The organism is Sulfurimonas sp., assembly GCF_050296975.1.
Lineage (GTDB): Bacteria > Campylobacterota > Campylobacteria > Campylobacterales > Sulfurimonadaceae > Sulfurimonas.
In genome coordinates this window covers 74,447-87,420 of record NZ_JBNKRX010000039.1, presented here as the reverse complement: position 1 = coordinate 87,420, position 12,974 = coordinate 74,447, and the positions used below count along the sequence as shown (strand labels likewise).

The following is a 12,974-nucleotide window of genomic DNA, read 5'->3' as shown; positions in this document are numbered from 1 at the left end:
GCTGGTGAAGAGGTAGAAGATACAACAATCGTTGGATCAGTAGAGACGGCTCAAACTACACTCGATACAGCAGTGGCAGCTGAGATAGAGGATACAGTAATAAGTGCTGATATTGATGATACAAGTGATACAGGAATCTCCAGTGAAGATAATGTGACTAATGATAATACACCAACTATTAGTGGAAATGCGGAAGTTGGTGCTGTTGTAGTAATAACTACAGGGCTTGGTGATGTTATTGGAACTGCTGTTACGGATGAAAATGGTGACTATTCAATTACAACAGATCCTCTTACAGATGGTTCGCATAATTTGACTATAACAGTAACAGATAGTTTAGGTAACTCTGCTTCAACAACACAAGATATTACAATTGACACAACCTTGAGTGATACATCTTCTTTAGCAATTACAGATATTTCGGATAATTCAGGAGATTATTCAACAATTACTATGAGTGGAACAGGTGCTGAAGTAGGTAATACTATCACAATTTATGACGAAAGTGATAATGCAGTTGCAACTGCAATAGTAGATGAAGATGGAAACTGGAATGCCGATATAAGCAATTTGAGTGCTACACCTGTAAATGATAATGAATTTTTTAAAGTAACAGAAACAGATATTGCAGGGAATGAAACTGGTGAAGTAGATTCTACACATTTCTGGCATGGATCTTGGAGTGGCATTGCAACTGATGATACTGATGATTTTGTTATGATGGGTTCAGGTGATGATACTTTACATATAGATGATAATGATCTAAATGACACACTTGTAGCTGATGGTGGTGCTGGTAATGATACAGTAGTCTTTGATGGCAATAGTAGTGATTATACAATTACAAAAAATGATGATGGTACTGTTATAGTAACAGAAAATGTTTCAACAGATAGTGATGGAGATGCTATTGGTGATGTTAGTGAATTACGAAATGTTGAGACAATTAGTTTTGCTGATGGCACATACGATGTAGGTAGTGGTGAGCTTTCACAAACAATTACAATAAATAAAGATAACGTAGATGATGCAGAGAGTGGTTTTAGTATTTCTGCTTTTGATGCTTATGGAAATGAAGCGTCTATTAGTAGCAATTCATATGGTTTTGGTGTAACTGGAAATGCTTCTGGGGCAAATGCTGAACTTGGTTATAAAGATGGAGTAGGTTCTGAAAAACTTGTAGTAGATTTTGATAATGATGTATCTTCAGTAGATGTATCGTTTGGTTGGAAAAACTCTTCAGAAGATGCTGAAATCACTTTCTTTAAAGATGGTGTAGAAGTTGGTAGTACGATCAATCATGGAGGAACTGATAGAATTGATGCAGCAGTGACATTGCAGCCAGACAATGGTGAAAGTTTTGATCAAGTTGTTTTTTCAGCTCCAGATGGTGGCAATCATGATTATATGATTAATTCAATCTCTTTTGAGCAAGTTGAAATTCTTGGCAATATTGATTCTGACTCTGTAGCTTCAGCTCCTATATTAGAGATGAGTATTGGTGATGTTAATATTGTAGAAAATCAAGAAAATGCGCAAGAACCATTAGCACCAAATTTAGAGGGTGCTGATATTCAAGATGATGGTTCATCAAGATGGGATAGTGTAAATGGTTCAAGAGGAGATGATACGATTATCGCTGGGGATGATTATGATACTGTTTCTTTATATGGTGGAAATGATAACTTAAGTATAGGAGATGGAGATTCAGGTTGGTCAACAATTTCAGCTTCAAGTGGGGATAAAACTATTGCAGCAGGTAATGATTGGGAAAGTATTACAACTGGAAGTGGTGATGACAATATCTCAGTTGGTGAAGATAGTGTAAATATCAGTACTGGTTATGGTGAAGACAATATCTCTGCAGGGAATACATCAAGCACTGATTTTGCTACATTAGATGCTGGTGGAGATAATGATAATGTTACAGTTGGAGATAATTGGAACGAAATAAAATTAGGTTCAGGTGATGATACCTTAAATGCAGGTGATGGTGCAACGAATGTAAATTTAGGTACTGGGAATGATACTGCTACCATTGGTAATGCAGGTGAAGGCTATGCTTCAATCACTGGAACAAATGGAAATAATACTGTTACAGCAGGTAATGACTGGGATAAAGTATTAATGGGTAGTGGTGATGACAACGTAGAACTCCAAGATGGTTTAACTAATGGTGTATTAGGTAGTGGAGATGATACATTAGTTGCTGGAGATGCAGGAGATGGTTTTGCATATGTAGACTCTGGTAGTGGGAATGATAATGTAACTTTAGGAGATGGATTTGACAATGTTTGGTTAGGTTCTGGTGATGATACACTTAATGTTGGCAAATCAGATGATGGTTGGACAAGTATCTCTGCAGGAGAAGGAAATGACAATATTACTGTAGATAGTGGTTGGACTACTATTAATGGTGGAGCAGGTGAAGATACTGTTACATTTAAAGGTGATGCTAGTGACTGGGAAGTAGGTGAGCGTTGGGGACATACAATAGTTACAAATAAAGGAACAGGTGATATTACACAAGTTGACAATGTAGAAAATATCCGTTTTGGTGGAGAAGATGCTCAGATAGCTTCAGATATTTCATATGAGTATCCTATAACTTTTAGTGCAAGTTTGGCAGATACAGATGGAAGTGAAACACTTAGCTCAATTACAGTATCCAATATACCTGATGGTGCTACTTTAGTAGGGCTTACTCCAAATGAAGATGGAAGTTATACTGTAGATATTGATGAAAATGGGGAAGCATCAGTTACTCTTTCTAGTGAAATAGAAATCGATACTGCAAGTTTAAATACTATTCAAGCATCTGTTACATCAACAGAAACTACTAGTGGAAATACAAATACAACTCAAACTACTATAAATGGTGTAGATGATGTGGCTACAGATGAGTCCAATAATGAACAAGATAGTGAAGAAACTGATGATGAAGATATGTTAACAAATCTAGATGCAGATTATGATCAACATTTAGATTTTAGTAGTTTATTAAATGGCATGGATGAAGGAAGTGATGATCGTTCTAGTGCAGATTCAGATGCTGAGAACTCATTTGATTTAGGATCAATTGTAGATAGCAGAGATATAGATAACGATATTTTTGCTCATATAGATCAAGAGGAAAATTCAAGAGAAGATAATCATGACGAACACACAGAAGAGGAAGGGGAACATAGTGATACAAGTGAATGGTCATTAGGTGATTTTAAAACAGAAAAAGAGTACGAGTCAGAACATAGCAATAGAGGTGATAATGAAAGAGATGGTCGTTCAGATGATAGTAGTGGACTAGTAGATATAAATACTGAAATCCATGTAGATCATAGCTAAAATTATTTTAGTAAAAGGATAAGTGACACTCTGTCACTTACATGTAACTTCTCAAAAATAGAAGTGATATGTGCTTTAACTGTTCGTGGTGTAATACCAAGCTTATGTGCAATAGCATCATTAGATAAACCATGAACTACAAGGGTAACAACCTCTTTTTCTTTTTCTGTTAAGCGATGCTCAATAAGTTCTCTTGCTTCAGGGTTGATTGTTTGTAGATTTGTACTTTTTACAAGTGCTAAAGTTAGTTCTGGATAAGTCCATATTTTTCCATTTGAAACTGCGTGAATCATTTGGTTATAGTGCATTTGTAACATTCTAGAGTTTCCATATGCTTTTACACCGTGCGATATTAACATCTTTCCAGTTGCAATTTCTGGAACTTTTTCTAGTACTATTGTTTTAGAAAAAAGTTGATCGGAACTTATAAGTTTATTGACATCATTGGCAACACTATCATAATCACATATCATTACAAAATCTTTATGAAGTTGTTGTGTTAAATCTGTAAAAGCATCTAATTCATCAATAGCATAACAATCTTGCGGGGCTCTTTGTTTCCATTCGTCAATAAGGTTAATATCTTTGCTAAAGTAAATAATCATCTTTATCTCTCTGAAAATACATACTGCTTTGATTTTAGAATAGGTTTTAAAATATACTGCATAACTGTCTTTTTACCTGTAACAATGTCAGCACTTGCTGTCATACCTGGGATGATAGATAAAGGATGTTCCTTTGTTCCTAAATAGTTTTTATCTGTCTCAACATGGATAAGATAAAAAGTATTTTCCTGTTTATCTGTAATGGTATCAGGAGAGATATTTACCACTTTTCCAGCAAGTCCACCATGAATAGCAAAATCATATGCTGAAATTTTTATAAGTGCTTCTGCACCAGGGTGGATAAAAGCGATATCACTTGGTTTTATTTTTATCTCAAGATAAAGTTTATCATCAGTTGGAACGATCTCAATTAAATCAGCCCCTGGTTTTACAACCCCACCTACAGTATGAACAAAAAGGGTTTGAACGATACCATCAACAGGTGATTTTACCATTGTTCGATCTACTTGGTCGTTAAATGCGACTTGTTGTGTTTGTGTACGTGCGAGTTCAGCTGTTACTTCATTTAACTCTTTTTTTGCATTATTTATAAACTCTTGTTTTGCTTCAATTCTTTTGTTTCTATACTCTTCAATAACAGAACGAAGTCTAGGAAGCGAGAGTTTTGCACCTTCAATCTCATTTAAAATGCCATTTGCTTCACGTTTTAGTTTTAAAAAGTCAACTTTTGATTTGACACCTTCTTTTACCATCGGTGCTGTCATTTCTATCTCTTCAACAACATATTCACGAGATTTTTCTAAAGATTTTATTTTTGCTTGTGCCTCTTTTAGCTCTTGTTTTTTTTGCGCAATTTGCTCAACTATAGTATTATCTTTCGCATCTTGCTCAAGTTTGTGTGAGTCATAAAGTTTTTTTGCAAGTTTGAGTTGTTGTTTGAGATCCTCATCATTCGTTTGAATATCTTGAAATGAAACATCATTTGCTTCTGCATAGAGTCTCGTTTTTTTTGCTATAAGTTCATTATATGTTAATTGATTTGATGTACTTGAAGAGATTGTTTTCGAGTTATTTATTTTTAAAAGTACTTGGTCTTTTTTTACACTTTCACCCTCATGAGTTAAGATAGATTCAACTATACCACCCTCTAAGTTTTGGATGATTTGGTTTTGTCCATAAGGGATAACTTTTCCATCACCTCGAGTGATTTCATCGATTTGAGCAAAAGAAGCCCAAATAATAAATGCCAAAATAGTAAATAACCATAGTTTAATCACTTTACTCATTCGAGATGGTGAATGTTCTAAGATCGCAGCACTAAGCGAGTTCATAAACTCATAATCTTTTTTAGTTAGCTCCATATTATTTTGATCTTTTTTCATTATTTACTTCCTCCACCTTGGAGTTTTTTAATAGCTACTTCTTTAGGATCATCAATAATAAGTTTACCTTCGTCAATCACTATAACTCTATTTACAATTTTTAAAATATTCATCTTTTGTGTCACAATGATTGCTGTTTTTTCTTTAAATTCATTTTCAAGATTTTTTAGAAGTTTTGCTTCACTTACTTGATCCATTGAACTACTTGGCTCATCCATCATAACTATAGGTGTATCAAGTAAAAGTGAACGTGCAATACCGATACTTTGTCTTTGCCCTCCAGAGAGCCCCATACCCCGTTCACCAACAGGCATTTCATACCCTTTTGGATGTTTTTTGATAAACTCACTTGCTCCACTTATTTGTGCAGCTCTTACCATCGCACCATCTGTCGCATGGGAAGCTCTAAAGGTGATATTGTCTTTAACTGTTCCACGAAAGAGCATAATATCTTGTGAAACATAACTGATATGTTTTCTTAAATCGGCTGGATCAATTTGTTTGATGTCGATACCATCTATAAGAATTTGTCCGCTATCCGGTTCATAAAGTCCAAGAAGCAGTTTTTGAATCGTACTTTTTCCGGAACCTATACGTCCAATAATCGCAATTTTTTCATGTGGAGAAACTGAAAATGATACATTTTTTAAAGCTGGGACATCTGCCTCTGGATAAGTAAAAGTAACATCTATAAACTCAATATTTCCTTCAAACTTTGGTGCTTCAACAAACTTTTTACCCTCTGGTCGCTCACTCTCTTTTGCAACTATAGCGTTGATCGTATCATAAGAGGTTTTTGCATCTTCATAGTTTGTAATGAGACCTGCTACTTGCCCCATAGGTGCTAATGTTCTTCCAGTTAAAATAACTATAGCAATAAGTCCCCCCATAGAGAGGTTAAACTCAGCAATCATATATACACCAAAAACAATAATCATCACAGTGTTGAGTTGAATCAAAAGTTGTGTAATTGTAGGAATAGTAGCTGACATCAGTTTTGATTTTAAACCTTTAGATGCGATCTCTCCAGTTGATTCTTCCCATTTCCATTGCATATGATTGAGTGCATTTAAACTTTTGAGTGTTTCGATATTATTGAGTGCTTCGATTAAAATAGAGCTTTTCTTGGCACTTGCTTCATGTGTACTCTCAATACTCTCACGCAGTGGTCCTTTGATTAAAAAAGCGTAACCTAAAATTAAACTCATAGTAACCATAGGAATGAGCACAATCATCCCACCAATATATGCAATAACAGCTAAAAAGATAACAGCAAAAGGAAGATCGATAAGTGCAGCCATTGTCGCATTTGTCAAAAAGCCTCTAATTGCATCAAAATCTTTTAAATTACTTGCAAAAGAACCAACTGAAACAGGAATTTGAGACATCTTAAGTGATAACACTTTTTCAAAGATGATAGAAGACATAATAATGTCACTTTTTTTAGCAGCAGTTTCAAGTAAGGAGGTTCTGGCAAATTTTGCAAAAGTATCGAGTACATAAACGATAACAACCCCTATAGCAAATACCCAAAGAGTCTCTATAGCATTGTTTGGAACAACTCTATCATAGACGTTCATTGTAAATAATGGAGATGCTAAAACAAAAAGATTGATTAAAAGTGATGCATAAAGCACATCTTTGTAGATAGGAAGTGAGAGTTTTAATGTACTCCAAAACCAATGCTTTTGTTCTAAATGGAGAGTTCTTTCATTTTCTTCTGTGTATTCAAAAGCTTTTTTCAGTGCGAAACCAAAACCTATATATTCATCTTGTAAATCTTCAAAATCAACCCATTGCTCGATTGCCTCTTCAGCTGGCATAATAATTCTTGCTTGAGTTTTATCTTCATTAAAACTATCTAAGATACAAGCACCTTGATTGGAAAGTAAAATAATCATAGGTAGTTGTAATTTAGAAATTTGTGATAATGGACGTCTAATTATCGATGATTGCAATCCAGCACGAGAAGCTGCACGAGAAAATAAACCCTTTGATTTATTGATGGAAAAAAGTTCTGGTGTTTCCATACCTGGTTCAATAGGTAATCCTGCAGTCAGAGCTGCTGCAGTAAATGGTTTATGATAGCGTTTTGTAAAAAGGACTAAACAATCTAGTAAAGCATCCATTCTTAAGTTGTCAGCATTGGTTAGAAACATTATTTAGCCTCTAAATCAACATTAGTATAGATAAGGTTTTGCTCATCAATAATAACAGGTACTAAAATACCCATCGCATTTAAAATGCGGTATTTCGCAAGTAAGATATTGTACTCTGTAGTGATGATTTGAGATTGTGAACGGATAAAGTCATTTTGTGCTGAGAGCAGATCAAGTAAAGAACGACGCCCTAAATCATACTCTTTTGCGTAAAGTTTGAGTGTTTTTTCAGAGAAATCTTTGTAGTCATAAAGATGTTTTAGCTGTTCTTCGAGTTTCTCTTTAGAAGTCCATGCAAGATTGAGGTTTTGGATGATCTCTCTTTGGAGTTTCTCTTTTGTATTTAAACCTTGAGAGACTTGCTTTTGAGCTTTTGCGATAGATGCTTGATCTGAAAATCCATTAAAAATATTATAATTTAAGTATGCCATAGCACGAAATTGGTCATCTGTTCCTTCAACTGCAGAAAGATTTTTGTTCATACTTTGAGAAACTTCAATATCTACACTTGGGTAGTACGAAGATTGTGAAGAGTGTTTTGCAGCTTTAGCTTGTTTAACATTAAACTCACCAACTAAAATAGAAGGGTTGTTTTTAAGAGCAAACTCTATAGCTTCTTCTTTTGTATCTGGAAATAGATACATAAGCTCTGGTTTTTCTAAACTATCTATCTCTAACTCTTTACCTAATACTTTTTGTGTATTGTATGTGGCATCGAGTAAAGTATTTTCTTGAACAACTTGATTTGATTTTGCAAGTGCTAAAGATGACTCAATTTTGTGAACTTCTGAGAGAGTTGTCAGTCCAGAGTCGTAAAGTTTTTTTACTTTATTTAAAATCTCTTGATCAATCTCTACATTTTTTTTTGCAGTTACAAGAAGCTCTTTATTTTTGATGAGTTCGATATACGCATTTGTCATCTCAAAAGAGATAGAGTTTGCTGTTTCTATATAGCTGTATGCTGCAGAGATTGCTTTATACTTTTGTTCTTCAACTGAGTTGATTGTATTAAACCCTTGAAAGATATTTTGTGTAAAAGTAAGGGAGTTCTCATAAACTGAAAATTTCCCATCATTTCCTGTTGTAGGAATTATCGTAGCTCCAGCACCATTTTTTTGTTTTGTCTGTTCATATCCAGCACCAAGTTTAAGATTAAGTGTTGGGTAATATCCAGCTTGAGCTATGTTAACGTCTTCTTTATTGGCTTCATAATTTTTGAGACGTTCTTGGATTATTGGATTGGTTGTAAGTATCTCACCAACACTCTCTTTCAGTGTTTGAGCGTATAACAGATTGGAAATTGCAAGGGGTAAAAAAATCAATTTTTTCATAGAAACTACTTTGAAATTTTAAGTTTAAATTATATATTTGGTAGATTATAACGGAACTTTATTTCAAAATCAATACAAATAGCAGATATGGTATAATTTCCCAAAATTGTTGATAAAAAAGAGACAAATGCACACTGAAGACTTCGATCAGATACTAAAAGATAAAAACAAACTTTTAACCCAAACTTATTTTGAACTTCAAGAACTTTTTGAAAAAAAATATGGAATAGACACTGTTGTTTTTATAGAGATTGGTACTTTTTTTGAAGTGTATGAAGTTAACAATGATGAGATGCAGATTGGAAAAGCAAAAGAGATTGCTGAACTTTTAAATATCCAACTTACCAAAAAAAATAAAAATATTGTAGAAAATTCCGATAAAAATCCTCTTTTAGCAGGTGTCCCAGCGGTGAGTTTTGAGCGTTATTTAAACCGTCTTATCCAAGAGCAAAAGTATACAATTATAGTTGTACGACAAAAAGGAACGCCACCAAAGATAACTCGTCATATCTCTCAAATAATCTCCCCAGGGACAAACTTTGATCATATCGTAGATAATGATGATAATTACATCGTCTCTATAGTCGTTGACAGATACAAAGATATCTATAGTGTTGGATACTCTGCTATAGATGTCACAACTGGCAAAACATGGTTATACGAGACACATTCAACAAGTGAAGATCCATTTTATGCACTTGATGAGGTGTTTAATCTTTTAAATGTTTATAGAACCAGTGAAGTTGTAGTAACATTTTTAGAGGGGATTGAAGATCAAAAACATGTGATGCAATACCTTGAAATCCACGATCATTATCACTATTCAGTAAACAACAAACGTCTTAAAGTTGAGTATCAAAATGAGCTTTTTCAAGAGGTATATCAGATTCAATCATTACTCTCTCCGATAGAACACCTTGATCTTGAACGTAATCCAATGATTACAGAATCGTTGGCAATTCTTATAGATTTTGTAATTGAGCATGATTACTACATTGTTCAAAAGATGTCGATGCCTCGCATCATTGATAATCGTCGTTTTATGTACCTTGGAAACAATGCACTAGAGCAGATGGGCGTTATCTCAAAAGATAAACGTGAGTTTACACTTTTAAAGATGCTCGATCGGAGTTCAACTGCGATAGGGAGACGTTTACTCAAAGAGAGATTACTTAATCCTATCATCGATCAAGAAGAGTTAGAACGTCGTTATAACCTTATAGAGAGACTCTCTTCGCACACACGATTTTTAGATGAGATGATGCGTGGAATTTATGACCTAGAACGTCTTGCACGTCGTTTAAATCTTGGACGTTTACATCCCTTTGAGATGAACCATATTTATGACTCAATGCTTAGTGTTAAAGAGTTGATGCAGTATGTAAAAAAACACAAAATTCAAAAAACTCCTTTTCATGAGATAGAGGTAGATGAGTTTTTACGCGACATTGTAAAAACAATCGATCTTGATGTATCTCGCCGCTTTACAAATACCACTGTTGATGAAAACTTTTTGATGGAAGGAGTTGATGAGAGCATCGATACTCTGACAAAAGAGAACTCTGTGATGATGATTGCCTTTGATGATATCATGAAAAGGATTGAAGCGTTACTTGATAGTGCCAATGCAAATTCATCAACGAAACTTGTCACACTTGGACTATTAGAGAAAGAGGGGTACTACATCTCTTTGAGCAAAAATCGTTTTTCATTAATTGAGAGTGAGTTTAGAAAAGACCCAGAGTTTAGTAAATTTGATGTAAAAAAACTGACAAACAATGTAAAAATTACCTCAGAGTTTACAGATGAACTCTCCGATCGCATTATGAAAAACCGTCGAAAAATTGTAGCACTTGTAAAAGATAGATATATACAACTCCAAGCTGTGTTTGAGCGACGTTATGCACTCTTATTTGAGCGTGTAATTACTTATGTAGCTGATCTTGATGTTGGTGTAAGTTCATCTAAAATAGCAGGGGATTATAACCATTCACGTCCAATGATTGTTGATGTAAAAGAGGATGAAAACTTTATGCAGATTATGCAGCTTCGCCATCCTCTTATCGAGATACAAGAGCGTGGTGGATTGTACATACCAAATGACATTGTTATGGGAAATCGTGACTATATGGATTTGCCACATCCGGAGACCGTGATGCTTGATGTGAGTGTGCATGATGGGCATGAGATCAATGGCGTTTTACTTTATGGGATTAACTCAAGCGGTAAAAGTTCTTTGATGAAAAGTGTAGGGATCGCCATTTTGATGGCTCAAGCTGGATTTTTTGTGAGTGCGTCTGTGATGAAATTTTCTTTGTTTGATTCTATATTTACCCGTATAGTTTCAAAAGATAATCTTGCTAAAGGGCTTTCAACTTTTGCAGTTGAGATGTTGGAGTTAAAAAATATATTTAATCGTGCAAGTGTAAAATCCATTGTACTTGGTGATGAGATAAGCCACGGAACAGAGACACTCTCAGGGGTAGCAATTGTGGCAAGTGCTATCAAAAAATTAGCTGATACAAGGTGTATATTTGTTTTTGCAACCCATTTACACCAACTCTCAACTATGCCAGAGATTACAAACATCAACAATGTAGTTGATTTGCATTTAAGTGTTGAGTATGACGAAGAGAGTGATAAACTGCTTTTTAACCGTGTCCTTCAGGCTGGAAGCGGAAGTAGTATCTATGGTCTGGAGTTTGCAAAATCACTCCATATGGACAAAGAGTTTTTAGATATAGCCAACAACATTCGTAAGCGTCTGGCAAACGACTTTGATGAGTTAGAGCTTTTAGTGAAAAAGAAAAAATCGAAGTACAATAAAGACCTCTACGTCACAAAATGTGTCATCTGCGGTGCCGTTGCAGAGGATGTGCATCACATCTCACATAAATCTTTAGCTAATCAAGCTGGATTTATAGGGCATTTTCACAAAGATCACAAACATAATCTTATCCCACTTTGTAAAGAACACCACAATCAAATCCACGATGGAAAGATAAAAGTTGATGGGTTTATAATGACTTCAAAAGGTTTAGAGCTTCGCTATGAAGAACAACTCTCAAAACCAAAAATTGAAGTGGTTGAAGAACCTGAGATAAATGTGATCCAAGAGCAGCCAAAAGAGGAAGAGGCAGCACCTAAAAAAGTGCTTTTAGATGATTGGTAAGGATAAAAAATGAAGTATACATTACAGTTTAGAATTTGGCATTGGTTAAACGCATTAGTTGTTTTAGGTTTGCTGGCAACCTTTTTTTTGCGTAAAACATTTCTTTCGTGGAAAACAAACTCGGAAATAATTGTTACAAAACTTGCAGATATAGGTGTTGAAATAACTTCTCAACAAGCAGCGGTAATAGCAAAAGCTATACGTGCTGGGATGTGGGAATGGCATATTATATTTGGATATGCGTTAGCATTTTTAATGATCTATAGAATAGTTTTGTTTTTCTTTGATTCTAGTAAAAAAGAGAGTTTTAGCTCTTTAGATATCCATCATAAGATGGTAAGAGTATCTTACTACGTGGTATATACAACGTTGTTTTTCATGAGTATAAGCGGTTTGGCGATCCATTTTTATGAAAGCATTGGCATAAGCAAAGAGTTCGCACACGATATAAAAGAGATACATGAACTTCTGGCTTATGTACTAGTCTACTTTACTCCATTACATATAATTGGTGTATTTGTAGCAGAAAACAGAGGTGAAAGAGGTCTGGTTTCTACTATGATTAGCGGGAAAGAGAATTAAGAAAGAAGTGTCTTAACACACTCGTTAATTCTTTTACCGTCTGCACGACCTGCAAGTTCTTTACTTGCAGCACCCATAACTTTTCCCATATCTTTCACAGATTGTGCACCAACGTTAGTGATAATAGTTTTAAGTGCATCACTTAATTCATCGTCACTTAATTGTTTTGGCAGGTACGGCTCATAACAAGCGATCTCTTCAAGCTCTTTTTCCATTAGATCAAGACGATCTGCTTCTTTGTACTGAGCAGCTGAGTCGTTACGGCTTTTGATCTGTTTTTGGATGATCTTGATTACATCGTCATCACTTAGCTCTTTTCTCTCATCTACTTCTATCTGTTTAAATGCAGATGTTAAAAGACGAAGAGCGTCTCTTTTTTTCACATCTTTAGCTTTCATAGCCTCTTTTAAATCTTGGTTTATTGTTTCTCTTAATGACAT

At 34.8% G+C, this 12,974-nt stretch carries 8 protein-coding genes; 3 read left to right on the top strand and 5 right to left on the bottom strand.

Annotation, left to right across the window (positions count from 1 at the left end; all coding sequences use genetic code 11):
* Positions 1-3,342, top strand: a 3,342-nt coding sequence (locus ACQY56_RS12710; RefSeq protein ID WP_428743774.1) for an Ig-like domain-containing protein, incomplete at its 5' end; no start/stop codon positions are given.
* Between the two features lie 2 nt (positions 3,343-3,344).
* Here the strand turns inward: ACQY56_RS12710 and ACQY56_RS12705 are convergent.
* Genes ACQY56_RS12705 through ACQY56_RS12690 form a run of 4 tightly spaced genes read right to left on the bottom strand, consistent with a single transcriptional unit; the run spans position 3,345 to position 8,780 of the window.
* A complete protein-coding gene (locus ACQY56_RS12705; RefSeq protein WP_428738476.1) occupies positions 3,345-3,947 on the bottom strand; it encodes a response regulator transcription factor in 603 nt (200 codons plus the stop codon).
* A 2-nt stretch (positions 3,948-3,949) separates the two neighbouring features.
* On the bottom strand, positions 3,950-5,290 hold the full coding sequence (locus ACQY56_RS12700; protein ID WP_428738475.1) for an HlyD family type I secretion periplasmic adaptor subunit: 1,341 nt from the start codon (positions 5,288-5,290) through the stop codon (positions 3,950-3,952).
* The gene (locus tag ACQY56_RS12695) at positions 5,290-7,449 is read right to left on the bottom strand and encodes a type I secretion system permease/ATPase (RefSeq protein WP_428738474.1); all 2,160 of its coding nucleotides are present in this window, start codon (positions 7,447-7,449) and stop codon (positions 5,290-5,292) included. Before ACQY56_RS12695 ends, ACQY56_RS12700 begins: the two co-directional genes overlap by 1 nt.
* On the bottom strand, positions 7,449-8,780 hold the full coding sequence (locus tag ACQY56_RS12690) for a TolC family outer membrane protein (RefSeq protein ID WP_428738473.1): 1,332 nt from the start codon (positions 8,778-8,780) through the stop codon (positions 7,449-7,451). The genes ACQY56_RS12695 and ACQY56_RS12690 overlap by 1 nt, the downstream gene beginning before the upstream one ends.
* 127 nt (positions 8,781-8,907) lie before the next feature.
* On the opposite strand from ACQY56_RS12690, the gene ACQY56_RS12685 reads away from it, so the two are divergent.
* A complete protein-coding gene (locus ACQY56_RS12685) occupies positions 8,908-11,952 on the top strand; it encodes a MutS-related protein (RefSeq protein ID WP_428738472.1) in 3,045 nt (1,014 codons plus the stop codon).
* Positions 11,953-11,961: 9 nt separating this feature from the next.
* A complete protein-coding gene (locus ACQY56_RS12680; RefSeq protein ID WP_428738470.1) occupies positions 11,962-12,534 on the top strand; it encodes a cytochrome b/b6 domain-containing protein in 573 nt (190 codons plus the stop codon).
* Here ACQY56_RS12680 and ACQY56_RS12675 read toward each other — a convergent pair.
* On the bottom strand, positions 12,531-12,974 hold the full coding sequence (locus ACQY56_RS12675; RefSeq protein ID WP_428738469.1) for a GatB/YqeY domain-containing protein: 444 nt from the start codon (positions 12,972-12,974) through the stop codon (positions 12,531-12,533). The genes ACQY56_RS12680 and ACQY56_RS12675 overlap by 4 nt on opposite strands.

Bases quoted from the DNA above. Each gene is read 5' to 3' on its own strand.
- ACQY56_RS12695 (WP_428738474.1), bottom strand. From the start codon at position 7,449: ATGTTTCTAACCAATGCTGACAACTTAAGAATGGATGCTTTACTAGAT.
- ACQY56_RS12685 (WP_428738472.1), top strand. From the start codon at position 8,908: ATGCACACTGAAGACTTCGATCAGATACTAAAAGATAAAAACAAACTT.
- ACQY56_RS12700 (WP_428738475.1), bottom strand. From the start codon at position 5,290: ATGAAAAAAGATCAAAATAATATGGAGCTAACTAAAAAAGATTATGAG.
- ACQY56_RS12690 (WP_428738473.1), bottom strand. From the start codon at position 8,780: ATGAAAAAATTGATTTTTTTACCCCTTGCAATTTCCAATCTGTTATAC.
- ACQY56_RS12680 (WP_428738470.1), top strand. From the start codon at position 11,962: ATGAAGTATACATTACAGTTTAGAATTTGGCATTGGTTAAACGCATTA.
- ACQY56_RS12705 (WP_428738476.1), bottom strand. From the start codon at position 3,947: ATGATTATTTACTTTAGCAAAGATATTAACCTTATTGACGAATGGAAA.
- ACQY56_RS12675 (WP_428738469.1), bottom strand. From the start codon at position 12,974: ATGTCATTAAGAGAAACAATAAACCAAGATTTAAAAGAGGCTATGAAA.